At 67.4% G+C, this 25,502-nt stretch carries 28 protein-coding genes and 1 tRNA gene; 15 read left to right on the top strand and 14 right to left on the bottom strand.

All coding sequences use genetic code 11. The features are described from left to right. Window positions 1-284 precede the first annotated feature (284 nt). The 4 genes from rfbF to GY812_09935 are packed head-to-tail and all read left to right on the top strand — an operon-like array spanning window position 285 to window position 4,553. Window positions 285-1,055 carry a glucose-1-phosphate cytidylyltransferase gene (gene rfbF / locus GY812_09920; GenBank protein MCP4435792.1) on the top strand — a complete coding sequence of 257 codons (771 nt, stop codon included), beginning with the start codon at window positions 285-287 and terminating at the stop codon, window positions 1,053-1,055. Window positions 1,056-1,068: 13 nt separating this feature from the next. Further along, a complete protein-coding gene (locus GY812_09925; GenBank protein MCP4435793.1) occupies window positions 1,069-2,106 on the top strand; it encodes an NAD(P)-dependent oxidoreductase in 1,038 nt (345 codons plus the stop codon). 27 nt (window positions 2,107-2,133) lie between these two features. Next, on the top strand, window positions 2,134-3,363 hold the full coding sequence (locus GY812_09930; GenBank protein ID MCP4435794.1) for a class I SAM-dependent methyltransferase: 1,230 nt from the start codon (window positions 2,134-2,136) through the stop codon (window positions 3,361-3,363). Next, window positions 3,267-4,553: a methyltransferase domain-containing protein gene (locus tag GY812_09935; protein MCP4435795.1), complete on the top strand. Its 1,287-nt coding sequence runs from the start codon at window positions 3,267-3,269 to the stop codon at window positions 4,551-4,553. The genes GY812_09930 and GY812_09935 overlap by 97 nt, the downstream gene beginning before the upstream one ends. Before the next feature lie 18 nt (window positions 4,554-4,571). On the opposite strand, the gene GY812_09940 is transcribed toward GY812_09935, so the two are convergent. Both GY812_09940 and GY812_09945 read right to left on the bottom strand, forming a co-directional pair. After that, window positions 4,572-4,880, bottom strand: a complete 309-nt coding sequence (locus GY812_09940; protein ID MCP4435796.1) for a hypothetical protein — start codon at window positions 4,878-4,880, stop codon at window positions 4,572-4,574. 84 nt (window positions 4,881-4,964) lie between these two features. After that, window positions 4,965-6,761: a DUF4012 domain-containing protein gene (locus GY812_09945; GenBank protein ID MCP4435797.1), complete on the bottom strand. Its 1,797-nt coding sequence runs from the start codon at window positions 6,759-6,761 to the stop codon at window positions 4,965-4,967. 78 nt (window positions 6,762-6,839) lie between these two features. Between GY812_09945 and GY812_09950 the strand changes: the two genes are divergently transcribed. The 3 genes from GY812_09950 to GY812_09960 all read left to right on the top strand — a co-directional run bounded on the left by GY812_09950 (window position 6,840) and on the right by GY812_09960 (window position 10,285). Continuing rightward, window positions 6,840-7,784, top strand: coding sequence for a glycosyl transferase family 28 (locus GY812_09950; GenBank protein MCP4435798.1), 945 nt, complete (start codon window positions 6,840-6,842; stop codon window positions 7,782-7,784). Window positions 7,785-7,889: 105 nt separating this feature from the next. After that, on the top strand, window positions 7,890-8,789 hold the full coding sequence (locus tag GY812_09955) for a hypothetical protein (protein MCP4435799.1): 900 nt from the start codon (window positions 7,890-7,892) through the stop codon (window positions 8,787-8,789). A gap of 11 nt (window positions 8,790-8,800) precedes the next feature. Then, entirely contained in the window at window positions 8,801-10,285 is a 1,485-nt protein-coding gene (locus GY812_09960; protein ID MCP4435800.1) for an O-antigen ligase family protein, read from the top strand. Between the two features lie 3 nt (window positions 10,286-10,288). Here GY812_09960 and GY812_09965 read toward each other — a convergent pair whose 3' ends face one another. The 3 genes from GY812_09965 to GY812_09975 are packed head-to-tail and all read right to left on the bottom strand — an operon-like array spanning window position 10,289 to window position 13,163. Further along, complete coding sequence (locus tag GY812_09965; protein MCP4435801.1) at window positions 10,289-11,077, bottom strand: DUF2236 domain-containing protein; 789 nt, start codon at window positions 11,075-11,077, stop codon at window positions 10,289-10,291. A gap of 19 nt (window positions 11,078-11,096) precedes the next feature. Continuing rightward, complete coding sequence (locus tag GY812_09970; GenBank protein ID MCP4435802.1) at window positions 11,097-11,945, bottom strand: glutaminyl-peptide cyclotransferase; 849 nt, start codon at window positions 11,943-11,945, stop codon at window positions 11,097-11,099. A gap of 6 nt (window positions 11,946-11,951) precedes the next feature. Next, window positions 11,952-13,163: a class I SAM-dependent RNA methyltransferase gene (locus GY812_09975; protein MCP4435803.1), complete on the bottom strand. Its 1,212-nt coding sequence runs from the start codon at window positions 13,161-13,163 to the stop codon at window positions 11,952-11,954. Between the two features lie 65 nt (window positions 13,164-13,228). On the opposite strand from GY812_09975, the gene rpe reads away from it, so the two are divergent. From rpe to GY812_09990, 3 genes are all read left to right on the top strand, one after another. Then, window positions 13,229-13,909 carry a ribulose-phosphate 3-epimerase gene (rpe, locus tag GY812_09980; protein ID MCP4435804.1) on the top strand — a complete coding sequence of 227 codons (681 nt, stop codon included), beginning with the start codon at window positions 13,229-13,231 and terminating at the stop codon, window positions 13,907-13,909. A 1-nt stretch (window position 13,910) separates the two neighbouring features. Then, window positions 13,911-14,342 carry a hypothetical protein gene (locus GY812_09985; protein MCP4435805.1) on the top strand — a complete coding sequence of 144 codons (432 nt, stop codon included), beginning with the start codon at window positions 13,911-13,913 and terminating at the stop codon, window positions 14,340-14,342. A 142-nt stretch (window positions 14,343-14,484) separates the two neighbouring features. Then, on the top strand, window positions 14,485-14,904 hold the full coding sequence (locus GY812_09990) for a CAP domain-containing protein (protein ID MCP4435806.1): 420 nt from the start codon (window positions 14,485-14,487) through the stop codon (window positions 14,902-14,904). On the opposite strand, the gene GY812_09995 is transcribed toward GY812_09990, so the two are convergent. Continuing rightward, window positions 14,901-15,545, bottom strand: coding sequence for an ATP-dependent Clp protease proteolytic subunit (locus GY812_09995; GenBank protein ID MCP4435807.1), 645 nt, complete (start codon window positions 15,543-15,545; stop codon window positions 14,901-14,903). The genes GY812_09990 and GY812_09995 overlap by 4 nt on opposite strands. Before the next feature lie 58 nt (window positions 15,546-15,603). On the opposite strand from GY812_09995, the gene GY812_10000 reads away from it, so the two are divergent. The 3 genes from GY812_10000 (at window position 15,604) to GY812_10010 (ending at window position 17,585) form a co-directional block, all read left to right on the top strand. Beyond that, a tRNA-Leu gene (locus GY812_10000) sits at window positions 15,604-15,687 on the top strand. A gap of 34 nt (window positions 15,688-15,721) precedes the next feature. Beyond that, window positions 15,722-16,576: a formyltetrahydrofolate deformylase gene (purU, locus tag GY812_10005; GenBank protein ID MCP4435808.1), complete on the top strand. Its 855-nt coding sequence runs from the start codon at window positions 15,722-15,724 to the stop codon at window positions 16,574-16,576. Window position 16,577: 1 nt separating this feature from the next. Further along, a complete protein-coding gene (locus tag GY812_10010; GenBank protein MCP4435809.1) occupies window positions 16,578-17,585 on the top strand; it encodes a metal-activated pyridoxal enzyme in 1,008 nt (335 codons plus the stop codon). On the opposite strand, the gene rdgB is transcribed toward GY812_10010, so the two are convergent. From rdgB to GY812_10040, 6 genes are all read right to left on the bottom strand, one after another. After that, window positions 17,572-18,183 carry an RdgB/HAM1 family non-canonical purine NTP pyrophosphatase gene (gene rdgB, locus GY812_10015; GenBank protein MCP4435810.1) on the bottom strand — a complete coding sequence of 204 codons (612 nt, stop codon included), beginning with the start codon at window positions 18,181-18,183 and terminating at the stop codon, window positions 17,572-17,574. The genes GY812_10010 and rdgB overlap by 14 nt on opposite strands. Window positions 18,184-18,196: 13 nt before the next feature. Next, window positions 18,197-18,934: a ribonuclease PH gene (rph, locus tag GY812_10020; GenBank protein ID MCP4435811.1), complete on the bottom strand. Its 738-nt coding sequence runs from the start codon at window positions 18,932-18,934 to the stop codon at window positions 18,197-18,199. Window positions 18,935-18,946: 12 nt separating this feature from the next. Next, window positions 18,947-19,687: an MBL fold metallo-hydrolase gene (locus GY812_10025; protein MCP4435812.1), complete on the bottom strand. Its 741-nt coding sequence runs from the start codon at window positions 19,685-19,687 to the stop codon at window positions 18,947-18,949. Continuing rightward, window positions 19,684-20,493, bottom strand: a complete 810-nt coding sequence (locus GY812_10030; protein MCP4435813.1) for a glutamate racemase — start codon at window positions 20,491-20,493, stop codon at window positions 19,684-19,686. Before GY812_10030 ends, GY812_10025 begins: the two co-directional genes overlap by 4 nt. Before the next feature lie 22 nt (window positions 20,494-20,515). After that, entirely contained in the window at window positions 20,516-21,463 is a 948-nt protein-coding gene (locus GY812_10035; GenBank protein ID MCP4435814.1) for a cysteine synthase family protein, read from the bottom strand. Window positions 21,464-21,534: 71 nt separating this feature from the next. Continuing rightward, window positions 21,535-21,945, bottom strand: a complete 411-nt coding sequence (locus tag GY812_10040) for a M67 family metallopeptidase (GenBank protein MCP4435815.1) — start codon at window positions 21,943-21,945, stop codon at window positions 21,535-21,537. A gap of 35 nt (window positions 21,946-21,980) precedes the next feature. On the opposite strand from GY812_10040, the gene smpB reads away from it, so the two are divergent. After that, window positions 21,981-22,478 (top strand): SsrA-binding protein SmpB, encoded by a 498-nt coding sequence (gene smpB, locus GY812_10045; GenBank protein MCP4435816.1) that lies wholly within the window; start codon window positions 21,981-21,983, stop codon window positions 22,476-22,478. Between the two features lie 74 nt (window positions 22,479-22,552). On the opposite strand, the gene GY812_10050 is transcribed toward smpB, so the two are convergent. Further along, window positions 22,553-23,107, bottom strand: a complete 555-nt coding sequence (locus GY812_10050; GenBank protein MCP4435817.1) for a hypothetical protein — start codon at window positions 23,105-23,107, stop codon at window positions 22,553-22,555. Between the two features lie 237 nt (window positions 23,108-23,344). Beyond that, a complete protein-coding gene (locus GY812_10055) occupies window positions 23,345-23,893 on the bottom strand; it encodes a hypothetical protein (protein ID MCP4435818.1) in 549 nt (182 codons plus the stop codon). 212 nt (window positions 23,894-24,105) lie between these two features. On the opposite strand from GY812_10055, the gene GY812_10060 reads away from it, so the two are divergent. Beyond that, entirely contained in the window at window positions 24,106-25,443 is a 1,338-nt protein-coding gene (locus GY812_10060) for a S8 family serine peptidase (GenBank protein MCP4435819.1), read from the top strand. Window positions 25,444-25,502: the final 59 nt, after the last annotated feature.

The raw sequence follows: 25,502 nt of genomic DNA on the forward strand, positions 1-25,502 counted from the left end.
AGCGCGACAAACGAGGGAGAATGAGAAAACATGAGCGCGACCTCCGTGGGTGAATGGCTTCATCACGGGGATCGGACGCTCGCCGAAGAACCTTGAGACGAATACGGGAAAGTATCAGCGAAGGCCGGTCAGGTTCGTAGGACCTCCTGCCCAGGTACGTATTTCAAACACCTTCCGACTCATCTTGCGCCGGCCTGCGGGAGTGTCCAACATGAAGTCTCGCCGCCGAACCTACAGAAGTGGCTTCCGCGACCGATCACGGAACGAGGACGAACGGAGGACCAATGAAAGTAGGCATCCTTGCCGGTGGACTAGGCACACGGCTCGCCGAGGAGACGGTCAGCAAACCGAAGCCAATGGTGGAGATCGGCAACCAGCCGATCCTCTGGCACATCATGAAGCACTACCACCAGCACGGCCACGACGACTTCGTGGTCGCGCTCGGGTACAAGGGTGAGTACATCAAGCGCTGGATGGTCGACTACGCGTCGCTGGCCCACGACATCATCGTTCATGCCGACGGCTCGATCGAGAGCAACGGCAGCGCCCGCGAGGAGTGGACGGTGTCCCTCGTCGAGACGGGGCTCCCGACCGCGACCGGCGGTCGCATCAAGCGGCTCCGTGACCACCTGGGCCACGACGGCACCTTCATGCTCACCTGGGGCGACGGCGTCTCCGACATCGACCTGCACGCGCTGGTCGAGTTCCACCGCTCCCACGGCAAGCTGGCGACTATGACCGCGGTACGGCCACCGGCGCGCTTCGGACACCTCGAGATCGACGGAGACCAGATCACCGAGTTCTCCGAGAAGCCACAGACCGGTGAAGGCTGGATCAACGGCGCGTTCTTCGTTCTCGAACCGGCGATCTTCGACTACATCGAGGGCGACGACACACAGTTCGAAAAGCAGCCACTCGAGCACCTCGCCAAGGACGGCGAGCTGATGGCTTACCGCCACAGTGGCTTCTGGCAGTGCATGGACACCATCCGCGACAAGAAGCTCCTCGAGCAGCTGTGGGACGAGGGCGACGCCCCCTGGAAGAGCTGGGACTGAGGACGGGACTGAAATGCGCATTCTCGTAACCGGCAGCGAGGGATACATCGGCGCGTTGCTGGTGCCGATGCTGACCAACGCGGGCCACGAGGTCGTCGGCCTCGATTCCGGGCTGTTCGAGTCCTGCACGATCGGCCCCGGTGGCGATGCCGTGCAGACGATCCGACTCGATATCCGCGACGTGGAGCCGGAGCACCTGGACGGGTTCGACGGCGTCGCGCACCTGGCCGGGATCTCCAACGACCCGCTCGGTGACCTCAACCCCGACACGACCTACGAGATCAACCACAGGGCAACCACCCGGCTGGCCGAGGCAGCCAAGGCAGCCGGCGTCGAGCGGTTGGTGTTCTCCTCTTCCTGCTCGCTCTACGGAGCGCACGGGAATGACCTCATAGACGAATCGGCGGACTTCCTGCCCGTTACGCCCTATGGCGAGTCGAAGGTGCTGGCGGAGGCCGACCTCAACAAGCTGGCGGACGACGACTTCAGCCCGGTGTTCCTGCGCAACGCCACCGCCTACGGCTTCTCGCACCGCCTTCGCGGCGACCTCGTGGTCAACAACCTCGTCGGCTACGCGGTCGCCCAAGGCGAGGTGCTCATGAAGAGCGACGGCTCGCCGTGGCGTCCGCTGGTGCACATCGAGGACATCTCGCTCGCGTTTCTGGCCGCACTCGAGGCCCCCCGAGATGCAGTCCACACCGAGGCGTTCAACATCGGCCGCACCGAGGAGAACTACCGCGTCCGCGAGGTGGCCGAGATCGTCGCCGGCGTCGTCAGCGGCACCCGGCTCGCCTTCGCCGAGGAAGCCGGGCCCGACAAGCGCAACTACCGCGTCGACTGCACCAAGGCCGAGACGTCCCTGCCCGGCTACGAGCCGACATGGACCGTTCGCCGTGGCGTCGAGGAGTTGTACGACGCGTACAAGCGCTACGACATGGACATCGACTCGCTTACAGGACCCCGCCTTCAGCGCATCAAGAGGATCCAGAGCCTGGTGTCCGATGGCCGACTCGGCCAGGACCTGCGCTGGAACTCCGCGATCAGCGGTTGAGCCCCACCCCCCTGAGGAGCCGGAACAATGACCGAACTACCCCCCTGCCGCTCCTGCGGCGCCAACGACCTCGAGCTGTTCCTGTCCCTCGGCGACACGCCGCTCGCTGATGCCTTGGTGAAGCCGGAGGATGTCGATCGCCCCGAGGGCCAGTACCCGCTCGAGGTGGCGTTCTGCCCCGCCTGCTCGCTTGTCCAGATCACAGAGGAGGTGCCCGCCGATGTCCTCTTCGTCGACAACTACCTCTACTTCTCGTCGTTCTCCGACGCGTTGCTGCAGCACTCACGGGACCATGCTCTCGGCCTCGTGAAGAGCCGCGAACTGGGCTCGGACAGCCTGGTGGTGGAGCTGGCGAGCAACGACGGCTACCTGCTGCGCAACTTCGTCGAGGAGGGAATTCCTGTCCTCGGCGTCGACCCGGCCCCCGATCAGGCCCGCGCCGCCAATGAAGCCGGCGTGCCAACGGTCGCCGAGTTCTTCGGACCGGAGCTGGCAGAACGCATCCGCTCCCAGCACGGACCGGCGGATATCATCATCGCCAACAACGTGATGGCCCACGTGCCCGACCTCAACGGGTTCGTCGGGGGCATGGCGAAGCTCCTCGCCGACGACGGCATCATCACCGTAGAGAACCCATACGTGCGCGACCTCATCGAGCACTGCGAGTTCGACACGATCTACCACGAGCACTTCTGCTACTACTCCTGCAGTTCCGTCGACGCACTCGTGCGGCGTCACAGCATGTTCCTCAACCACGTCGAGTACTTCCCTGACATGCACGGAGGCACTCTCCGCTGGCACATCGGCAAGACCGAGGACGTGAGCCCCACAGCCCGCGAGTACCTGGACCGCGAGGCCCGAGAAGGACTGACCGCGTTCGATGCGTATGCCCGGTTTGGCGACAGGGTGCAAGCGATTCGCTCGGGCCTGCTCGAACTCTTGCGGGACCTCAAGGCCGACGGAGCGTCGATCGCTGCATACGGCGCCGCGGCAAAGGGCAGCACGCTCGTCAACTACGTGGGCATCGACACCCAGCTGATCGACTTCGTGGTCGACCGCAACGTGCACAAGCAGGGCCTGCTCATGCCTGGAGTGCACATCCCGATCGAAGACCCGGAAGCGCTGGTCAGGAAGAAGCCCGACTACGTGCTTCTCCTGGCATGGAACTTCCGCAACGAGATCGCCGCGCAGCAGGCGGAGTACCTCGACAACGGCGGGCGCTTCATCGTCCCAATCCCCAGCCCGGAGATCCTGTGATCACTTCCAACGACCAGACAGCCGCACAGCCAGCGTGCCCCGCCTGCCTCGGCACCGATACCGTCGCGTTCCACCACGAGCGGTCAATTCCGACCAATAGCTGCCTACTGCTGGAGGACCGCAGCGCCGCCGAGGGCTACCCCACCGGTGACATGGACCTGTGCTTCTGTCGCACCTGCGGGTTCGTATTCAACGCGGCGTTCGACGTGGCGTTGTCGGAGTATTCGGCCCGCTACGAGGAAACCCAAGGGTTCAGCGAGAAGTTCAACGAGTTCGCCCGCGAGCTGGCACAACGTTGGGTCGACCAGTACGACCTCGAAGGCCGCACCGTGCTCGAGATCGGCTGCGGCAAGGGCGAGTTCTTGGAGATGATGTGCGAGGCCGGCGTCGGCCGGGGCATCGGGATCGACCCGAGCGCACACCCAGAGCGCCGCACCACCGCGGCTGCGCAGCGCATCGAGTGGATCACCGACTTCTACTCCGAGGAGTACTCGCACCTGCAGGCCGATGCTGTGGTCTGCCGCCACACGCTGGAACACATCGCACCCGTGCGCGAGTTCATGGAGATGGTGCGCCGCAGCATCGGCGACCGGCTCGACACCATCGTGCTGTTCGAGCTACCCGACGTGCGCCGAGTGCTCGAGGAAGTCGCGTTCTGGGACGTGTATTACGAGCACTGCTCTTACTTCAGCGCCGGGTCGCTTGTACGACTCTTCCGCTCCACAGGCTTCGAGGTGCTCAACGCGTCGCTGGACTACGAAGACCAGTACCTGCTGATCGAAGCCAGGCCCTCGGCGGACACGCCGGCTCCAGGTGACCCGTTGCCGATCGAGGACGACATGGGCCCCATGACAGCCGCAGTCGAGCACTTCTCGAAGGCATACACCGAGCAGATCGACCACTGGCGGACCGAACTGGGAGAGCGAGACCGCAGCGTCATATGGGGCGGCGGGTCCAAAGGTGTCGCTTTTCTTACAGCGCTGGCGGACGGGCGTATCGAGTACGCGGTGGATATCAACCCCCACAAGCACGGCATGTTCATGGCCGGCACGGGCCAGGAGATCGTGGATCCGGATCTACTCAGGGAGTACGACCCCGAGCTGGTGATCGTGATGAACCCCGTCTACGTGGACGAGATCAGGGTCAGACTGAATGCCCTCGGGCTGTCACCTGAGGTAGCGGCCGTCTGAGTTCGGTTCGATTCCGCTTCAGGCCACAGCGTGCGGACGCCGCCGGACGTTCAGCAGCAACGCTCCGCCACCCAGGAGCACCGCGCCCAGAACTGCGACCGCAGCCACATCACCGCCGGTGAAGGCCAAGGTCTCACCCTGGACCTGAGCCTGCGCAGCAGCTGCTGCCGGCTCCGACGGCACCAGGACGGTCGTCTGGGGAGCCACCGAAGGTGTCGGCCCGACGTAGGGGTCAATTGAATCCTGGGCACCCGCTATGCCCGCAGTGCAAAGCACCACAACGGTCGCCACGACGGCCCCAACTGAGTATCTCGCTCGCCTGCTCATGACCGAAGAGTAGCACCAGTGCAAATCACATCAAATAGGAGAAAAACCTACCTGGTGCGCCCGAGTGACCCCTGAGGGTGGCCCCTATTCCCGGCCGAAGTCCAGTTCGACCGCCAATTCGTCGCTGAACCGGCCCCATGGCGTAATCCACTCACTGGCGGGCACCCGCGCTGATGGCTGCACGCTCATGCCCTCCCAGCCGGCAGGCAGGTCGAACGACACTGTCACAGTGGCCGACTCGCCCCGCAGCACGCGCGCCTCCCCCGCCGCGACCCGGGTTGGCCCGTCGTCTCCGAGGGCCACCGGGACCGCTCCCCCGATCGTGACATTGCCGGCACCCGATGGCATGGTCAGCGAGACGATCCCCCGATACTCGGCAGTGCTCAGCTCTGAGCCTGGGTGCGGCCCGGCGACGTAGAAGGGAAGACCCTGCGGCGCGTTGTTGGCGAGGTGGACCTGCACGGTGAAGCGGGCGGGCTCGACGCTGTCGTCGACGCTCACTTGCGCTTCCACATCGAGGTAGGGATCGAGCTTGTTGCCGCCCCGGTTGAGCACCGACAGCAGCAGCGAGTCGCTGGGCGGAACTCCTGCGGTGCCGAGCTCCTCCCAAGCCTCCTGCTGGAGCGGGTCGGAAGACCACATCATCATGTGGCGTCCGGCGCCCATCTCGCGCAGCACCGAGAGCAATTCTGAAGCTGAGATCTCGCCGCTGTTGAGCGCGTTGAACACCTCGGCTGCGACACGGCCGAGCCGTTCGCGGCGCACGTCGCGGTCGTCGAACGCCGTGTACTGGTCGATCAGCAGGTCCTGGGCCACGGTGTCGGCGCTCACGACCTCACCCGAGTCGAGCGTGACAGGACCGGTGACCTCGAGGAGGGCCTCGATGGCAGGCACGTCCAGCAGGATCACGCCGTCGACCGGCTCCTCGCCAAGCGCCTCCCACATTGCGGCCGTCGTGGCCCCAGTCTGGTCGAAGCGCGGGCTCAGGTTGGTATTGCGCCAGTCCCGCCCCGGCGAGAGCGCGCCCCAGAGCGCTTCGATGTCGGGGTCCACCGATACCGGCGAGTCCAGCACGAGCTCCTGGGTCGGCCGGAACTCGCCGATGTCGAACTCCCCGGCGTCGATGTCGAGAGGCCCGACCTGCAGGATCATTCCACCGCCCGAGCGCATCTCGGCGTTATTGGCGCCCAGCACCAGGTAGCGGCTGGGGCCGGCCAGGAGCTGCTCGACTCCCAGGAGCACGCTCGACATCGAGAACAGCGTGTCGGTCACCCGCACGTACTCCTCGGCGAACCTGTTGCGGGCATCCGCCAACGGCGGGACCAGGCTCTCCTCGGGGCCGAGGTCCAGATTCTTGACGCTCTCGGCAAAGCTGGCGAGCGCCTCGGAACTGCGCTGCACGGCCGCCAGGCGGGTGGCCGGGGCGGCGGATGAGCCCGCCAGCACGTCGGACAGCTCGCCGACCGCAACGGAGGCCTCGCCGGCCACGGTCTCGGCCGAGTCGGCCAGCGCGGATGCCGAGCGGACCTGACGGCCCAGCACCGGTACCCACCGCAAGGGCTGGATGGCCCATGAGTCGAGCGCGTCCGATGCATCGGCGAAGTGCCCTGCGGCCGTCGCAAGCTGGGCCGAAGCGTCCTCCTCGGACACGTCGTCCGTTTCGCCGCCGACCGAGTCCACCAGCTCATCGAGGCTGCCCGTGGCGACGCCGCGCAGTTCGTCCATGGCGTCGAGGCCGTCGTTGGCACTGTTGACGCCCCGAACCCCTTGCAGGGCAGCGATCCCGAGCCAGCCCAAAGCGACCACCACGACGGCAAACGCGATGACGCGACGGTTCCATCGCGGGCTGCGCGCGGGCTTGGGAGGTTCATCTTCAGCCAAGACCTCAGGCTACCGGCCGAGCGGACGACGTCCGACGGTGGGTTGGAGCCCGATTAGGCCCCCGGTAGCGTCCCATCGGTGCGAACCCTCTTCGCCGCATCCGGTGGTGGCCACCTGGCGCAACTGTTCAACCTCCAGCACCGTTTGCCGTTTGAGTTGGGCGAGGTGACCTGGTTCACCTTCGACACGCCACAGAGCCGTTCGATGCTCGAGGGCGAGCGTGTCGTCTGGGCACACCCGGCCCCACCCAGGGACTGGCGCGCTGCGCTGCGCAACCGCCGCCTGGCCGCAGCGATGTGCAGGCGACTGCAGTTCACCACTGCCGTCAGCACCGGCGCCTCGGTGGCCGTGTCGACCCTGCCCACGGCGCGGCGGCACGGCACCAGGGCCATCTACATCGAAAGCGCCGCCCGGGTCGAGGGCCCGTCGCTGTCAGGGCGGATACTGGCGGCGACCCCAGGGGTGGAGACATTCTGCCAATACAGGTCGTGGGCCGGTGGCGCGTGGAGCTACGCGGGCTCGGTGTTCGACGCTTTCGAGGCGGGGCCACAGCGCCAGCTCGCCGCCATCCGCAATGTGGTGGTGACACTCGGCAGTCAAGAGGGGTACGCCTTCGACAGACTCGTAGAGCGCCTCGTCGATGTGCTCCCGGCCGATGCGGAGGTGGTCTGGCAGACCGGGGCCACGGACACCACGCGATTCGGAGTGGAAGGGATCGCATCGATGCCGGCCTCCGAGCTCGAGACTGCGATCGCCGGGGCGGACCTGGTGGTCGCCCACGCGGGTGTGGGCTCAGCACTCGCCTCTGTCATCAAGGGCGTGCACCCCGTGCTTGTCCCCCGCAGCGCGGCAGCGGGCGAGCACGTCGACGACCACCAGGTGCAGATCGCCGCCGAGCTCGCCGGACGCGGGCTCGCCACCTGTGCCACGCCGAGCGAGCTCGACCTTGGACTGCTGGAGTCCGCTGCCCACCAGAGCGTCATGCGTCGGGTGGACACGCCGCCACTCGACATACCCGGGTGAAAGGCGAGCGGTGAGACTGTCACGCTCGGTGACAGTGTTCTCACCAGCGTGTGTATACGCTGGACTGACCAGCTGCTGCCTCTAGACAGGAAACGGGGAATCCACGTGGATCTAGTCGATGTACTCCGCATAGCACTCCGGCGGTGGTACGTGGTCCTTGCGATCCTGGTCGTGGGCTCGGTCGCAGCGCTGGTATTGGCATCGTCGGTGGAGCCAACCTACAAGGTCAGCTCCGAATCGATCCTGATCTCGGGCCAGACCGCGCAAGATCCCGAGCGGCCCGCCACCGGCCCGACGAATCCCTACATGCAGTTCAGCAGTTCCCTGTTCACGACCCTGTCGGCGGTCACAAGGACCGTCAACGGCGACGAATACCGCAAAGAACTGGTCGGCGGCGATGCGAGCAGGGACTACACGTTCGGCACGAGCCAAGAAGCACCGGTGATAATCACGGAGGCGGAGTCATCCACCCCCGAAGACGCGCTGGCACTGGCTCAGAGCGTGCAAGCCGCGCTATCGGAGACCCTCTCGAATATCCAGGCCGACGAGGAGGTGCCGCCCGAGGAGCAGATCTTCATGCGGGTGCTCACCACCTCCGATGCCACGCAGGAAATGGGCAGCCGCAACCGGGTGCTGGTGGGCGTGTTCGCGATAACCCTCGCGGCGGCGATCGGCGGCGCAGTTCTTGTGGAGTCGCTCGTGCAGACCCGCAAGCGACCTAGGGGCGGTGACCGGGAAGACCAGGCCGGCTCCAACGCGGACGACCCCGCCACAGCCGCCGCCGGGGACAGGCAACGCAACGGAGCCACCGAGAAGGACTCAACCGACCGTTCCCATGACGAGGCGAGCGCGGACGACGACAACGACCCAGAGAGTGGCGGCCAGTCCCGCCATGGCCAGTCAAGCCGAGAAGCTCTGAAGGCCGAACGTCTCGGCCGGAGCACCGCCGGCCGCAACGCACCGCGCGAGCCGTTCCCGGTCAAGCCCGTGTCGGGCAGCCAGTAGGCAAACGACACATGGCGGTCACGCCGATCATGGATCCGTCGCCGCCGAAACCGAGGCGACCGGTTTGGGGGGTCATCGCTGCGCTCTACGTGCTGGCCCTGCTCTTCACGGCCTTCTGGCAGCCCTTGGTGGCCTTGGTTCTGTCGATACTCGGGATCCTGTACCTGGTGTTCCGGCTGGTCGACCTGGACGCGACGACCGTCCTGTCGATCTACCTGTTGTTCCTGATGCTGCTGCCGGCTAGCTACGTGGTTCCGTCGGTCGGAGCAGCCGGCACACCAGCGAACGCCCTCGCCCTGGGATGTGGGTATTGGTGGATACTGCAGCAGACCGCACCGAGCCCCGCGAGCTCCACGATCCCCCGGATCGACTCGCTCCAGCCGCTACGGGTGGCGCTGATGGTGTTCATGCTGACCACCGCCGCGTCGTTCGTGGTGGCGTTTGCGCGACCGCTCACGAGCGTGGAGTCCAACGGCGCTGCTCGATCGCTGCTCTCCGCAGCTGGCCTCACGGGCGTGGCGCTCCTCGCTTCGGACGGCATCGTCAACCGGGATCGCCTCGACGTCATCATCAACCGGATCCTCAACGTTGCAGGGCTGATGGCCATCGTGGCCTGTCTGCAGTTCTTCACCGACTTCGACCCCGTGCTTCGCTGGAGGGTGCCGGGACTCGAGCTGAATCGGGACCTCCTCGCGGTCTCTGCGCGCTCCGTTGTCAACCGGGTCGCAAGCACCACACTGCACCCGATCGAGTTCGGAGGAGTAGTCGCGATGCTGTTGCCGCTCGCGCTGCACACGGCCTTCTACTGCGAGAAGCGGCTGCGGTTCCGCCGGTGGGCACGGGTGGGGCTGCTGGGCCTGGCGCTCCCGCTATCGGTCTCGCGTACGGCGGTGGTGATCCTCGCAGTTGCGCTGCTCATGATGTGGCCCGCATGGAAGTGGGCTCGCAGGCTCTGGTTCCTGGCCGGCTCGATAGTCTTCCTCCTGGTGGTCCGAGGCCTCGTGAGCGGCCTGCTGGGAACTATCGTCTCGCTGTTCACGAGCATCAACGAGGACCCGAGCACCTCCGGGCGAACCGATGACTACGAAAAGATCTGGGTGCTCTGGGGAGAACGACCACTGTTCGGCCGCGGCCTCGGCACCTTCGACCCGGTGCAGTACTTCTTCCTCGACAACCAGCTGCTCATGACCCTCGTCACCGGCGGCCTCGTGGCCCTCGGCGGTCTCGTGTTCCTCGTTGTGGTCGGAACGTCGGTGTCGCGCCAGGTCTACTGGCACGCCCTGGACGAGGAGACACAGCACCTCGGCGCCACCATCGCGGCGAGCGTGGTCGGCGCCTTCTTCGGCTTCGCCACCTTCGACGCACTCGGGTTCCCGGTGTTCGCCGGCCTGTTCTTCTTGCTGATCGGAATCGGTGGTGCCGCATGGCGCATCGAGGTGATGCCGCACGGCCGCACCTACGCGAACCGGAGACACCGCAAGCAGGCGGACGCCTGAGCCTCAGGCGGCGCGGCTGAGCAGCGGGTTGTCGGCCCAGGCGCCGGCGACATGCGCGACCGAGTTGCGCATGGAGACCTGCAATGCCCTCACTGCGGCCAACTCCGCGGTCGTGAGGTCGCGCAGCCCGAGACAATGCTGCAGCCTGCGCGGCAGCAGGTCCGTGGTGACCACGTTGAACGGCACCCAGGCAACACCGGGCACGAACCGGATCCGCGGTGACATCAGCGAACGCGTGATGTCGATGGACTCCTGCGTGGGCTCCAGTGTGGCGACCATCTGCTCGAAGTAGTCGCGGAACTCGGGGTAAGTCCCGGGCACGACCGAGCCAGGGATCCCGAAGGCGTCGGCGAGGCGGAGGGTCTCGGAGTAGTAGGCATTGCGCTCAGCCGGCCCCATCCAGCCGAGGTAGCGGCGGTCGACCTCGATGACGGTGTCGGTGAGGGTGGCGAGCACCCAGAACTGGCGCTCGGGATCGAGGGCCGAATAGCTGGAGCCGTCGGCGAGGTCGCCGCTCACCGACGAGTGCACCCGTTCGAGCCCGGCCAGGGTGGCTTCGCGACGCTCGGCACTGCCGAAGGAGATTGCGAGCATCGCCTGCAGGGTGCGCTCCAGACGCCTGAGGGGGTCTGAGCGGTAGCTGCTGAACTCGGCGACACCCGCCGCGACCCCGGGGTCGCACACCTGCAGGATCGCGGCACGCGGGCCACCGAGCAGCACGAAGGACTGGCTGTTCATCCGCCAGGCGATAGAACCGGTGTCGTACAGGGCATCTGCTGCGGGTCTTGCCATCGGATCACGCTAGCCAGATTCAGCCAGGTTCGAACGTGACCTCGAACATGACCGGCCACCGTTTGCCGGTCACGTAGAACCCGTCGCCCGTCGAGGCGATGCCGTTGAGCACGTCGCGCTCCGCGAAGTCACGCTCGAGTCCGACGTCGGCCGCCAGCTCGGCGGCCCGCTCGACCAGCGTGGATGCGTCGACCACGGCATCGACCACGCCGCAGTCCATGTCGATGCGAAGGATCTCGTTGGTCTGGTAGCGGTTGGCCCAGAGGTGTTCACCGTCCCAGTCGAGTTCGTTGAGAGCTCCGACCTCGCCTCCGGCACGCGCCACGGTGAAGCGCTCGATGACCTCGAAGTCGTCCGTGTTGCGCACCGCCAGCACGTCTGTGCCGTCGCTCATGGCGAACCGCTCACCGCCGATCGCGGTCAGCCCCCAGCCTTCGCCCTCGTAGTCGAACGATGCCACCTGCGCGAGCGGGTCGCGGTCCCATACCAACGCCCGGCCGGACGTCCACGTGAGCTGCACTAGGCCGGCATCGCCACGCACTGCCAACCCCTCGCCGAACTGTTCGGGGGGCAGCGCCTGTTGTTCCAGCACCTCGCCTGTCGCAGGGTCGACCTGGCGCAGGTCGGACTCGCCGCGCAGGCCGGTGCTTTCCCACAACTCCCCCTCGGTCACCACCAGTCCCTGGGTGAACGCATCGGCGTCGTGTGGCAGCTCGGCAACCACTGCGGGCACCAACGCCCCGGGCGGCTCGGGATCACAGGCACCCAGCCCCGGCACGGTCGTGTCGCGCGCGAAGAACCACCAGCTGCCGAATCCCAGGGCCGTGACCACCAGCAGCACCCCAAGCACCGCCCTCGCCCTGCCCATCCGACGTCAGCCCTTCCTGACGAGCGTCGTGACCGCTTCCACATGGTGGGTATGCGGGAACATGTCCACGACCTCGATGCCCGTGGCATCCCACCCCTGTTCGGCCAGCAGGGCGACGTCGCGCCCGAGCGCCGCCGGATCACAGCTCACCAGCGCCACGCGCGGCGCACCCGTTGCCACGACCGCCCGCACACCCTCGGCTCCGAGGCCCTTGCGCGACGGGTCGGCCACGACTGCATCGGCCGCAGACGGCCGCCAACCCCCGACCGCCACCTTGACCACTTTCGCACCGAGGTGCCCCGTATTGACCCTGGCGTCCGCCACCGCGGCCGCCGACCGCTCGACGACCACCGCGTTGCGCGCTCCCAGCAACACCGTGAACAGCCCGATTCCGCCGTACAGGTCGACGAGGCGGTCAGTCGCGGGAGCGAATCCACCCAAGGCCCGCTTGACCGCACGACCCAGGGCGGCTGCAGCCACCGGACCGGACTGGAAGAACGACTGTGCCGAAACGCGCAGTTCGTGACCGTCGACTTCCTCGTGTATCCAGGCCCGCTGGTTCCTGCCCAGCTCATCCGCGCCCACCACACGCACGTCGTCGGGCACCTCGGCGGTTCGGGAATCCGGCGCCACGACCGCGACCACATCGCCGGTGGAGGCCGATGCACGAACCGTGACCTCCTTTGCACCCGGGAACCGGCCCTCTGCGAGCACGGGCCCGAGCGCCGGGTGGGCCACGAGGCACTCGGGAATCGCCACGAGCTCATGGGATCGGTGTCGGCGCAACGCGAGCCGGCCGTCGAGCACTGCCAGGCGCATCGTGGTGCGCCCGGCGGCCGTGGCGGCGGGCTCCACCTGCTGCACCGGCACGTTGTCGACCCCGGCAAGGTGTGAAAGCGCATCGCGCACCACTTCGACGCGCATCGATGCCTGCAACGCCTCACTCGCATGCTGGAGGTCACAGCCACCGCAGCCCTCGGCCACGAACCGACACTGCGGCTCCACGCGCTCGTCAGCTGCATCGAGCACTCCGTCCACCACGCCCCGGACCAGGCGCGGCTTGTCTGACTCCACGGCCACCGAGACCGACTCGCCCGGCAGGCCGTCGCGCACCAGTACGACGCGGCCGTCGGCGTCATGGCCGAGCACGCTGCCACCCGCGACCGCGCGCTCCAGCAGCACCGGCCCGAGCGTCGCTGGTGAAGTTCCGCCGTTCACCCGGCCAAACTATCGTCAGAGGTCCACTGGCAATCAGACGCCGGTGACAATGGAGGCCACAGCTGATGTCCGTTCCCGACGTGCAGATCGCACCTTCGGTCCTTCCCGCCGACTTCTCCGCGCTCGGCGAGGCCGTGGAGCAACTCGAGGCCGCCGGCGCAGACCGGATCCACTGGGACGTGATGGACGGCGTGTTCGTTCCCAACCTCACGATCGGCCCCGATGTGATCCACTCCTGCCGCAAGCGGGTGGACATCCCCTTCGAGGCCCATCTGATGGTGATCGAGGCCGACGAGCTGATCCCCCGCTACGTCGAGGCCGGGTGCGACATCATCCTCGTGCACCAGGAAGCTTGTACCCACCTGCACCGCACCCTCGGCCACATCCGCGACCTCGGAGTGAGCCCGGGCGTGGTGCTCAACCCGGCCACACCCGCAGTCACGATCGAGCACGTGATGGACCTGGTCGATCAGATCCTCGTGATGACGGTCAACCCGGGATTCGGCGGACAGAAGTACATCGAGTCCATGGAGCCCAAGGTGGCCGAGGTGGCCGAGATGATCGCCGCGTCCGGGCGCGACATCGACCTCGAGGTCGACGGGGGCATCGGCGTGGACACAGCGGCCGGACCCGCCAAGGCCCTTGCCAACGTGATGGTCGCCGGCAGCGCCGTGTTCCGGGATCCCGGCGGGTTCGCGCGGGCGATCACCGACATCCGGGCCGCCGCGCTGGCGGCGCGGGGCTGAGTTGGCCACGAAGCGGCTGCGCATCCACTTCCGCTTCCGCCCAGCCGTGCTGGTAGCCGCGTTCGGGCTCACTGCCCCACTCGCCGCCTGTGGCGACGGCACGCCGACGTGGTGCGGGCAGCTCGAGTCGGTGGGCGACCTCGACTCACTCGTCGCGGCGGTCGCCTCCGACGACGGATCGACCGGAGCGACGGAGCTCGACCGCTTCGCGGCGGTGGCTGCGGACGCTCCAGAGGAGATCGCCGACGACATGGCTGCCATCAACGACACGTTCGCCGAGGTCGTCGACATAGCCCTGAGCGGCTCCGAGGCCGATCCCGATGAGCTGGAGCTGCGCCGCGAGGCGGCCAACCAGCGACTGGCCGAGATGCCCGCCCACGTGGCCGCGGTGTCAGCCTGGGCCGAAACCGAGTGCGGAATCCGCCTCGACTGAGCCCCTGGCGCGGACTCCTCAACTGCGTGCCGACACGTCCGACTGGTTTGGGAGGCTGGGCAGCCGGAGGCGAGGGTTCCACCCATCGCCCCCGATGTGTAATAGGTTCGTAAAGAACGTCATCTTTCTCAGGATTTCCCCCATGACCACCAAGAAGCTCCGGCCACTCCTCGCACTTCCGATCCTCGCCGTGTTGCTCACGAGCTGCATCGGCCTGGAGTACGCGTACGCGATCCAGCGCGTCAACGAAGAGCGCGAGGCGAGGGGGGTGCACCCCGTGCTCAACCATCCGACCCTCCAGGCGAAGGCGCAGGCCTGGTCCGAGGCGCTGGCCGCGCAGGGTTCGCTTGCTCACTCCAACCTTGCTGACGGTGCCGGCGGTGGGTGGCGGGCGTTGGGCGAGAACCTCGCCATGGCGTCGACGATCGATCAGGCACACGGCCTCCTGATGAACAGCGGAGCACACCGTTCCACGATGCTCAGCGGCCGCTACACCCACATAGGCGTGGGCGTGGCCTCTGCCAACGGCAACTACTACGTGGTGCAGGTCTTCGGCGGTTAGCGCATCTCGCCGCGGCGCACGATCACGTGGTCGATGATGCCGTAGTCCTTCGCCTCTTCGGCGGTGAACCAGCGGTCGCGGTCCGAGTCGAGGTTTATCTGGTCCTTCGACTGTCCCGTGTGGTCAGCGATGCGCTCGGCGAGCAGGTCCTTGATGTACTTCAGCTGCTCGGCCTGGATCGCGATGTCGGCCGCCTGGCCCTGCATGCCCGCTGATGGCTGGTGCATCATGATCCGCGCATGCGGCAGGGCGTAGCGCTTGTCGGGTGCGCCGGCGCACAACAGGAACTGGCCCATCGAGGCACAGAGGCCCATGCAGATCGTGCCCACGTCGGGGGTGACGAACTGCATGGTGTCGTAGATCGCCATGCCCGCGGTCACCGAGCCACCCGGCGAGTTGATGTAGAGGTAGATGTCCTTCTCGGCATCCTCGCCCTCCAGGTACAGGAGCTGGGCGGTGATGAAGTTGGAGACCTGGTCATCGACTTCCGATCCAAGGAACACAATGCGATTCTTGAGCAGCCTGTTGTAGATGTCCGCCGAGGGCTCCATGCCCGTCGGTGTCTGCGAAACGGCGTGCTGTATGGCGGTGACGACCTCAGCGGGAGCGGCCTGCGGGTTCGGTGAATCGGTGTCGAACATGGCGCCGAGAGTAACGCGCACGGGACGCTTTCCCAGCACGGGTAGGTTGAGTGCACTCGCGGACGTGGCGGAATTGGCAGACGCGCCGGGTGTAGGTCCCGGTGCCCTTAGGGGCTTGGGGGTGCGACGCCCCCCGTCCGCACGGCAACAAACTGCACTGTCGCTACGATGCGCCGGTGGGTTCACCGACTGCCATCCTGCTGCTGAGCTGCCCGGACCAGCCGGGTGTCGTGGCCGCCGTCGCCGACTTCGTGTGGAGGAACGGCGGCAACATCGTTCACGCCGAGCAGCACACGGATGCGACCGACTCGGTGTTCTTCCAGCGTGTCGAGTTCGAACTCGACGGCTTCGCACTCGACCGCGAGGGGATCCTCCCCGCCTTTGCAGCTGTTGCCGACCGCTTCGACATGGCGACAACGTTGCGCTTCAGCGACGAACGTCCCCGCACTGCTGTGCTCACGTCCACTGCGCCGCACTGCCTCACCGACCTGCTGTCGCGCCACAGCGCGGGTGAGCTGCCTGCCGAGCTGGCCGTTGTGGCCTCCAACCACGACGCGCACCGAGGGCTGGCCGACGCGTTCGGCGTGCCGTTCCGCCATGTGCCGGTGGGCGCCGAGCCGGCGGCCCAGGAATCCGCGATGGTCGACCTCCTCGAAGCCGAGGGTGTCGAGCTCGTGGTTCTGGCGCGCTACATGCGGGTCCTGTCGGCGGACTTCATCGAGCGCTGGCCGATGTCCATCATCAACATCCACCACTCGTTCCTGCCCGCCTTCGTCGGCGCCCGCCCCTACGCCCAGGCCCACGAGCGCGGCGTGAAGGTGATCGGGGCCACCGCGCACTATGCGACCGCTGAACTCGACGCCGGTCCGATCATCGACCAGGACGTGACCCGCGTGAGCCACCGCGACGACGTGCCCGAACTGACTCGGCATGGCCGCGACCTAGAGGTCGTGGTGCTCGCCCGAGCGCTGCGGGCCCACCTGGAGCACCGGGTCCTCGTGTGGGGCAACAGAACCGTCGTGTTCTCGTGACATGAACGTGCATGACCTGACCACGCCAGCGCTCGTGGTCGACGGCGCAACGCTCGACGCCAACATCGACGCCATGGCGGCAGCCCGGCCCGGCGGCCGCCTGCGGCCGCACGTGAAGGCCTTCAAGTCGACTGCGCTGGCCCGCCATGTGGCTCGACGGGGCGGCCACAGCGGCTTCTGCGCCGCGACGATGCGAGAGGTGGAGGGGATGGTCGACGCCGGCCTCGGCGAAGACCTCCTGCTCGCCAACGAGACCCTCGACGGAGTCCGGCTGGCCGCCCTGGCCGACCGCGACGACTGCCGCGTGACCATCGCAGTCGACTCGCCCGAGACCATCGAGGCCGCTTCGGGCACCGGCATCGAAGTGCTGGTCGACGTCGACGTGGGTCTGCCCCGCTGCGGCGTGCCACCTGATGGAGCAGGCCCGATCGCCCAGCTCGCACGAGACGCCGGGCTCACGGTCCGCGGGGTGATGGGCTACGAGGGCCACGTGGTCGGCAACCCCGACCGCAAGCAACGCGAGGCTGCTGTCGAGGAATCGATGACCCTCCTGCGCTCCGCCCTCGAGGACGTGGGTGGCGGCATCACGTCCGCCGGCGGCACCGGAACGTTCGACATGCACCCTCACACCGACGAGGTGCAGGCGGGCAGCTACCTGCTGATGGACACCGCCTATGACCAGCTCGGCCTGCCCTTCGGCTTGGCCCTGGAGCTCGAGGCAACGGTGATCTCGCACAGCCCGCGGGGCTGGATGGTGCTGGACTGTGGCCTCAAGTCGCTTGGCATGGACCATGGCGAGCCGACCATCCAGGGCTACAACGTGTTCTTCTGCTCCGACGAGCACACCACGGTGCTGCCGGGTGCCGATGGCACCCTCGCCGCCGTCGGCTCCCGGCTGCGGGTTGTACCCGCCCATGTCGACCCGACCGTTGCCTACCACGACAGGCTGCACATCACCGATGGCGAAGACGTGATCGAGGTGTTCCCGGTCGACCTCAGGGGATGGTGAACTGGCCTGCCAACTCCGAGAGCGCTCGCCCACGGTGGCTGATCGAGTGCTTCTCGTCGGAAGTCATTTCCGCGAAGGTGCGCCCGTCGCCGTCATCGGGCACGAACACAGGGTCATAGCCGAACCCCGACTCCCCCCGTTGCTGCGCAGCGATCGTCCCCTCGACGGTGCCCGAGGCCACCAGTTCCCCGCCATCGGGGGCGACCACGACGATCACACACCGAAAGCGCGCCCGCCGCCCTGGGTCGCCGGCCCCGAGTTCGCCGAGCTCTGACAACAGCTTCGACACATTCGCCGCATCATCGGCCGACTCCCCCGCGAATCGTGCGGACCGCACGCCGGGACGGCCATCCAGGGCGTCGACCTCGAGCCCAGAGTCGTCGGCCAGCGCGGCCTGGCCGGTCGCCCCGCAGAGAGCCACGGCCTTCAGCCGGGCGTTGCCCTCGAAGTCCGGCTGGTCCTCCGCCACCTCGGGCACATCGGCCGGCCGGGGCACCAGTTCGACGTCGCCACCGAGCCGCGCGGCAAGCACCTCGGCCAGTTCCCGGGCCTTGGCCGGGTTGGCCGATGCGAGCAACAGCTTCGACGGCAGCCGCATCACCCAGTGCCGGTCAGCGCACGATCTCGCGGGGCTCGACCGCGATGTCCATGTACTGGCGTTGCAGGTCATGGATCTCGCGGATGCCCTTCTCGGCGAGCCCGAGCAGCGAATCCAGCTCTTCGCGGCTGAACGGCTCGCCCTCGGCGGTGCCCTGCACCTCCACGAAGCGGCCATCGCCGGTCATGACGACGTTCATGTCGGTCTCGGCGGTCGAGTCCTCCGAGTAGGGCAGATCGAGGCGCGGCTCGCCGTCGATGACCCCGACGGACACGGCTCCCAGCAGGTCGGTGAGCGGGTCCACGTCGATCAGCCCCGCCTGGCGGGCCCTGACCAGTGCGTCCGAAAGCGCCAGGTAGGCACCGCAGATGGACGCCGTGCGGGTGCCACCGTCGGCCTGGAGCACGTCGCAGTCGATCAACACCTGGCGCTCCCCGAGCGCCCGCATGTCGCACACTGACCGCAGCGCACGGCCGATCAGCCGCTGGATCTCCTGGGTGCGACCCTTGGGTCCCTTGGTCTCGCGCCGGATCCGCTCGGGTGAGGACCCGGGGAGCATCGAGTACTCGGCGGTGACCCAGCCCTTGCCGCTGTTGCGCATCCAGCGGGGCGTGTCCTCGTCCACCATTGCGGTGCACAACACCTTGGTGTCGCCGAAGGTTACGAGCACCGAGCCCGCGGCGTACGCGGTGTAGTCGCGCTCAAAGCTGTGGGGACGCAGTTCGTCATTGGCACGGCCGTCGGGTCGCAAGAGATTCTCCAGTCAGAGATCGATGAGGAGGCCGCCCTCGGCGACCCGGACCGCAGCACCATAGGCCGACTCCGCCTCGGCGACTGCACCCGCCACGTCGGCTCCCGGAAGCAGGTGGGTGATCATCAGTTGCCTGGTTGCCGCGGCCTTCGCCATCGCCCCGGCATCGAGCGCCGTCATGTGCACGTCGCGCCCGGTGGAGGCCACCTCGGTGCCCTCGCGGAACGTCGCCTCACAGATCCCGAGGTCGACCTGGCCACCGAACTCACCGAAGCCCCAGTCGGCGCCGGTGTCGGCGCTGTAGGCGATCCGGCTGGTCCCGTCGTCGAGGCAGAAGCCCAGGGTCTCGGGCGGATGTTGCGTGCGCGACGCCCGCACGGTGATGCCCCCCACCCGCACCTCGGCACCGTCGCCGATCGAGTGCATCAGGTAAGTGGGCTCGACCCTCTCGTGGCAGACGTCCGTGATCAGTCCGAGCGTCTCGTCGGTCGAGTACACGGGCAGGCCTTCGGACACCACCACGTATCGCAACGCATTGCGCATGACGGGCGCCTCGACCCAGTGGTCTGGGTGCGAGTGGCTGAGGAACATGGCGTCCAGAGCCCTCACGTCGGTGTACTTCTGCAGTTCGGAGAATGTGCCGGGCCCCGCGTCAACGAGCACCTTCGTGCCACCCGACTCGACCAGGTAGCCACTGCATGCCTGGCCCGGGCCTGCGTAGGTGCCCGAGCATCCGAGGACGGTGAGCCTCATGGGAGCCTCACCTGTTCGGCGGAGGCGAGTTCGGGCCCGAGCAGCTTGCGGCCGAGCTCCTCGAACGAGTTGACGTCGCCGGTGGTGATGAACGTGGCAGAACCGCTCCTCTCGCCCCTGGCGAGGCCGGTGCGGTTGAGCATGCGGTGCACCTCGAAGGCGGTCTCGTCGGCGGACGACACCAGCACGACATCGCTTCCCATCACATCGGAGATGGCTCGTGCCAGGTACGGATAGTGGGTGCACCCGAGCAACAGCGTGTCGACCTTGGCCTCGATGGCCGGTGCCAGCAACCGCGAGGCGAGCACGTGCACCTGTGGGCCGTCGAACAGACCGCGCTCGACGAACTCCACGAAGCCCGGGCAGGCCAGCGCCTCCAGCTCGGCTTCCGCAGCGGTCTCGGCGAGCTCCGACACCGCCTCCTGGTAAGCGCCCGAACCGATGGTGCCGACTGTGCCGATAACCCCCACCCGGCCTGTCACGGTTGCCTCCAGCAGCGCCCGCGCGCCTGGCTCGATCACGCCCACGACCGGCACGTCGTAGCGCTGCTCGATCGACTCCAGCGCCGCGGCAGCGGCGGTGTTGCAGGCGACCACCAGCATCTTGGCGCCACGGCGCTCCACCAGCTCCTCCGCGATCTGGTGTGCGTAGAGGGCCACCTCGTCGAGCGGCCGCGGCCCGTAGGGGTAGCGGGCCGTGTCACCCAGGTACACGAGGTCCTCGTCGGGCAGCAGGTCCATGACGGCGCGCGCCACGGTGAGCCCTCCGAAACCGGAGTCGAACATCCCGATTGGCCCGTCACTCACTGCCGACACGGTACCGGCGTTACTAGAAGTAGATGACCTTCTCGGCGTTGGCCGCAGCCTCGTCGAGATCCAGGGTCCATGCGCCGGTGGACAGGTACTTCCATCCGTAGTCGCACACCACGAACACGATCACACCGGAGTCGATGCGTTCCGCGACCTTGCGGGCGCCGGCCAGGGCCGCACCCGCGGAGATGCCGGAGAAGATGCCGACGTCGGCGAGAAGCCGCGTGTTCTCGAGCGACTCCCGGGGCCGCACGATCGACTTGCCGTCGAGCAGGTCGTAGCCACCCCACTTCTCGAACACCGGCGGGATGTAGCCGTCGTCCAGCGACCGCAGGCCCTCGACCTGTTCGCCCGACGGCGGTTCGACGGCCATCACCTTGACGGCGGGGTTCTGTTCCTTCAGGTACGTGCCCACACCGAGCAGCGTGCCGGAGGTGCCGAGCCCGGCCACGAAGTGGGTGATGTCGGGAACGTCACGCCAGATCTCGGGGCCCGTGGTGTTGTAGTGGGCCCTCGGGTTCGCCTCGTTGCCGTACTGGTAGAGGAACACCCACTCGGGGTGCTCATCAGCGAGCGCCTGTGCACGCCGCACGGCGCCGTTGGAGCCCTCCTCGCCGGGCGACGGGATGATCTCGGCGCCATAGACCTCGAGCAGCTGGCGGCGCTCGATGGACACGTTCTCGGGCAGCACGATCTTCAGGTGGTAGCCGCGCAGCCGGCAGATCATCGCCATGGCGATGCCGGTGTTGCCCGAAGAGGGCTCGATGATCGTGCAGCCCGGCGACAGGGTGCCCTCGGCCTCGGCCTCGGTGATCATCGACAGCGCGATGCGGTCCTTGACCGAACCAGCCGGGTTCTGGCCCTCCATCTTGGCGAGGATCCGCACCTGCGGGTTTGGGCTCACGGAGGACACGTCGACCAGTGGTGTGTCGCCGATCATGTCGAGTACGGAGCTGTGGATGGTCATGTGCCTGTCGGGGGGTCGGGGCTATTCCTGACCATTATGGTAGGGATTAGCTCACCTGACCAGACAGGCGCTCATCTGACCACGACGGGCTCCTCGGCGATCCCGCCGTCGACGATCCTGAAGCTGCGCAGCATCGGCACGTCGTCACGCAACGACACGATCACGTAGTGCCACGCGGGGTCGGGCGCCTGGGCCACATCGGTGGGCGACGGGTACGGATCCGTGTGGGTGTGGCTGTGCATCACCCCGATGATCTGGTTGCCGTTGTCCTCGGCCGCCATGTCGGCGCGCAGCATGTCCTTCGGCGCGACCGTGTACAGCTTCGAGCTGGCCGCCTCGTTGACGCACGGATGGAACGCCGCCATCACCCCCTCGGCGTCTCCCTCCAGCAGACCGCACGCCTCGAGCGGGAAGCCGCCCAGGGCGTGGGCGTACATCTCGTCCCGCTGCGCCGCGGTGATCTCCAGTTGGCTGTCGTTCACGCCCGAGAGGCTACCGCCGGTACCATCGGCCGCCCATGAAGCAGTCGGGCGCCAACTCCAACAAGCAGGGCGATGACCGCGTGCTGGCCACCAACCGCCGTGCCAGACGCGACTACGAACTCGGCGACAGCTTCGAGGCAGGCATCGTGCTCACCGGCTCCGAGGTCAAGAGCCTGCGCGAGGCCACCGTGCAGATCGCAGACGCCTACGCGCACATAGACAAGGGCGAGGTGTGGCTCAGAGGCCTGCACATCGCCCCCTACTCGCATGCGCAGGACCACAGCGGCCACGAACCCGAGCGACCCCGCAAGCTGCTGATGCACCGTGGCGAGATCGACCGCCTCGACCTCAAGCTGGCACAGGAGCGGATGACGCTCGTACCGCTGAAGCTCTACCTCAAGGGCGGCCGCGTGAAGCTGGAGCTCGCCCCCGGCAAGGGGCGCAAGACCGTCGACAAGCGCCAGGACCTGGCGAAGCGCGAAGCGCAACGCGAGGCCCAGCGCGCGATGTCACGCGACCGACGCGGTGACTAGCTGCGCTCGGTATCCGGACGCGAAAGAGGCCCCGCCGAAGCGGGGCCCCATCCGTGGTACTGGTCAGACCTCGATCAGACGACGTCGATCAGGATGCCCGGCTGGCTGCCGTAGGCGATCACGCAGGTGCCGAACGCATCACCGGACGGAGCGTTGGCGGTGTAGGTGATCTTGGTGAGGTGCAGCTCGGCCTGCGCGGTGATCGCAGCAGAGGTGCCGGAGAGCTGCGGAACGACCACGAAGGCGCTGCCTGCGGTTGCGGGCAGGACACCGGTTGCGGTCTCTTCCTCAGGAGCGCCGTCCAGCGACGTGAACAACTCGATGCTGCCGCCGGTTGTCGCCACGGGACCGTTCTTGATGCCACCGCTGATGTCAACGGCGTAGGCAATGCCGGTGCCCGAAGGTGTGGGGTCGGTGCCCGTCAGTGTGATGGTGGCGCTGTGGGTGGCGCTCGTGGTGAGGCTGATCGAGGGCACGAACACCGAGCAGGTCAGGTCGATGGTCTTCGTGTCGGTCGGGCCGGTGGGCGGCACGTACGGATCCGGAGTAGGAGCCGGCGCGCAGGCGCCGAGCAGGCCGATGCCTGCCAGCACGGTCGCAACTCCGAGGAACATCTTGCGGGTATTCATGGCGTATCTCCCCTGTTGGTCATTCGCCCCCCTGACAGCACCAGGGTCGACCGCGTTCGCGGTGAAGAAAAGCTACCACGGCCGTTCCGCTCATGACAATGCCGTTCCGGCCAGCGGAACAGCATTGTCGTCCCTCTGGGACGGGGACGCGAAAGAGGGGGTCCCGGAGGACCCCCCTCTCTCGCCCCTGCGGGTCGGCACAAAGACCCGCGGACTTGTTTGATCAGGCGTTGCCGATCAGGCGCCGAGCGTCACCGAGGGATCGCCACCCGGGAAGGTGCAGGCGCCCTCCGCCCAGTCGTTGTCACCAGGGTTCGGGTTGGTGCCAGCGGCGTAGAAGTTGAAGCCGCTGACCGACAGGACGACGTCTCCACCGGTGGTGTCGATGCCGTTCACGTCCATGGTGCCAGTGTGGTCGATGTTGCCACCGCCCGCTGCGGGCAGCAGGTCAGTCTGGCTGGAAGTGCCCTCGCTGGTTATGGCTTCGATGTAGGGACCGCCGGCTCCTGGGAGCGGACCGTTCTCAATGCCCGTGACGCTGATCGCGGCGCTGGCGGGGTTGCCGTTGGTGCCGTCGATCGTGACGGTGACCGCGTACGTCGAGTTGGACGTGAACAGGAAGGCCCCGTTGTCGTAGATGTCCAGGCTGCAGTCGAGGTTGGTGTTGACCGTTGCGTCCTCAGCGCCGCCTGCGGGCGGAGCCGGAGCCGGAGCGCATGCGCCAAGGACGCCTGCACCCATGAGGCCGACGGCGATTGCGCCCAATGCCTTACGTGTGTTCTTCATTGTTGGGTTCCCCCTGTAGATGGATACTCGCATCGCCCCCGGCCAACCCGACCGGAGCCGTCCGTCTTCGACGGCAAACGGCAACGTAACACACTGTTTCGCCACGTGGAAGCGCGTTCCGCTCAACGGAACAGTTTGCGCGAAATCGTTTCATCTGGGCCCGCTGACCCATTGATCTCAGGTCACTTCCCCACCTCTCCGACACCAGTGTCATGGGCAACGCAGCTGCATCGAAACGCAGAAGGGTCACCTTCGGCACCGCTGCGGCCGCGGCCGGAATCCTTTTCGCAGCCGCGTGCCAACCCCCGCCTCCATCGAGCCCACCGTCCAACACCGCACCGCCGGCTGCGATGCACCCATCCCCGCCTGCACCGCCCGCTGCAACAGCCCCGGTGCAGCCGATCAGCTGTGACCTGGCACCGGTGGCCGACGCCGACTCGTCCTGGGAGGCACAGCCCCTCGAAGGTGACGAACTCGGTGCCGCGGCGTTCGGCGCGGCCACCGGAGCAGCCGCCACCACCGGCCTGGTCGAGATCACGACCAACGTCGACGGCGAGCCCGAGTTCGACGTCGTGACCGTCGAGGAGGTCGGCGCCGCCCTCGCCATCGAGGACGACCCGGTCGTCTCACTCGATGTCGCCGAGCCCGTCACGACCTCCGACTCGACCACCGACGGAATCACCACCAGCGACCCGCTGCACCCGAGCCAGTGGTCCGACAACCTCACGCCCTACTCGCCGGTGTGGCAGTGCGGCAACGGCGCCGGCGTCACCGTCGCAGTCATCGACACGGGAGTCGATGGCACTCACCCCGATCTGGCCGGCCGTGTCGCTCCCGGCGGCAGCGCCCTCAACGGCGCTGCGGTCGTCACCACCGGTACCGGCTCCGTCGACCCCAACGGCCACGGCACCCACGTCGCCGGCATAGCGGCAGCCGGAGCCGACAACGGCATCGGGATCGCCGGCGTCGCCCCCGGCGCCACCATCCTCCCGCTGCGCGTGCTCGGCGCCACCGGCTCCGGCTGGAGCACCGACGTCGCAGCCGGCGTCGTGTGGGCAGCCAACAACGGCGCGGATGTGATCAACCTCTCACTCGGCAGCAGCGGCCAGAGCACTTCGATGACCAATGCGATCAACTACGCCCACGCCAACGGCGTCGTCGTGCTCGCCGCGGGCGGAAACGGCGGCCCCAACGGCTCCACCCACTACCCCGCTGCCGGACCCAACACGATCGCCGTCGCCTCGGTGACCAGTTCCGGCTTGGTGTCCAGCTTCAGCACCCGGGGCAGCTACCTCGATGTGGCCGCTCCAGGCTCGAGCATCCTGTCCACCCTCAGCGGAGGCGGCTACGGCTACAAGTCAGGCACCTCGATGGCGACCCCGTTCGCCGCCGGCGTCGCGGCCCTCATGCTGGGCGCCAACCCGCAGATGACACCCGACCAGGTTGCCGACCGCCTGGTGACCACGGTCACCGACGTCGGGGCACCCGGCCACGACACCGAATACGGCCACGGCCTCGTCGACCCCCACAGCGCCGTCACCGGAACCTGACGGCAGGTAGCCTCGCCCACGACAGGGCCCCTCGAAGGGCATCGCGAACAGGGGGCGAC

The organism is Actinomycetes bacterium (assembly GCA_024222295.1).
In the GTDB taxonomy this organism is placed as follows: Bacteria; Actinomycetota; Acidimicrobiia; order Acidimicrobiales; family Microtrichaceae; genus JAAEPF01.

Excerpts from the sequence above, each read along its gene's own strand:
- rfbF (MCP4435792.1), top strand. The coding sequence starts at position 285 with ATGAAAGTAGGCATCCTTGCCGGTGGACTAGGCACACGGCTCGCCGAG.
- GY812_09925 (MCP4435793.1), top strand. The coding sequence starts at position 1,069 with ATGCGCATTCTCGTAACCGGCAGCGAGGGATACATCGGCGCGTTGCTG.
- GY812_09930 (MCP4435794.1), top strand. The coding sequence starts at position 2,134 with ATGACCGAACTACCCCCCTGCCGCTCCTGCGGCGCCAACGACCTCGAG.
- GY812_09935 (MCP4435795.1), top strand. The coding sequence starts at position 3,267 with ATGGAACTTCCGCAACGAGATCGCCGCGCAGCAGGCGGAGTACCTCGA.
- GY812_09940 (MCP4435796.1), bottom strand. The coding sequence starts at position 4,880 with ATGAGCAGGCGAGCGAGATACTCAGTTGGGGCCGTCGTGGCGACCGTT.
- GY812_09960 (MCP4435800.1), top strand. The coding sequence starts at position 8,801 with ATGGCGGTCACGCCGATCATGGATCCGTCGCCGCCGAAACCGAGGCGA.
- GY812_09965 (MCP4435801.1), bottom strand. The coding sequence starts at position 11,077 with ATGGCAAGACCCGCAGCAGATGCCCTGTACGACACCGGTTCTATCGCC.
- GY812_09970 (MCP4435802.1), bottom strand. The coding sequence starts at position 11,945 with ATGGGCAGGGCGAGGGCGGTGCTTGGGGTGCTGCTGGTGGTCACGGCC.
- rpe (MCP4435804.1), top strand. The coding sequence starts at position 13,229 with ATGTCCGTTCCCGACGTGCAGATCGCACCTTCGGTCCTTCCCGCCGAC.
- GY812_09990 (MCP4435806.1), top strand. The coding sequence starts at position 14,485 with ATGACCACCAAGAAGCTCCGGCCACTCCTCGCACTTCCGATCCTCGCC.
- GY812_09995 (MCP4435807.1), bottom strand. The coding sequence starts at position 15,545 with ATGTTCGACACCGATTCACCGAACCCGCAGGCCGCTCCCGCTGAGGTC.
- GY812_10010 (MCP4435809.1), top strand. The coding sequence starts at position 16,578 with ATGAACGTGCATGACCTGACCACGCCAGCGCTCGTGGTCGACGGCGCA.
- rdgB (MCP4435810.1), bottom strand. The coding sequence starts at position 18,183 with ATGCGGCTGCCGTCGAAGCTGTTGCTCGCATCGGCCAACCCGGCCAAG.
- GY812_10025 (MCP4435812.1), bottom strand. The coding sequence starts at position 19,687 with ATGAGGCTCACCGTCCTCGGATGCTCGGGCACCTACGCAGGCCCGGGC.
- GY812_10035 (MCP4435814.1), bottom strand. The coding sequence starts at position 21,463 with ATGACCATCCACAGCTCCGTACTCGACATGATCGGCGACACACCACTG.
- smpB (MCP4435816.1), top strand. The coding sequence starts at position 21,981 with ATGAAGCAGTCGGGCGCCAACTCCAACAAGCAGGGCGATGACCGCGTG.
- GY812_10050 (MCP4435817.1), bottom strand. The coding sequence starts at position 23,107 with ATGAATACCCGCAAGATGTTCCTCGGAGTTGCGACCGTGCTGGCAGGC.
- GY812_10055 (MCP4435818.1), bottom strand. The coding sequence starts at position 23,893 with ATGAAGAACACACGTAAGGCATTGGGCGCAATCGCCGTCGGCCTCATG.
- GY812_10060 (MCP4435819.1), top strand. The coding sequence starts at position 24,106 with ATGGGCAACGCAGCTGCATCGAAACGCAGAAGGGTCACCTTCGGCACC.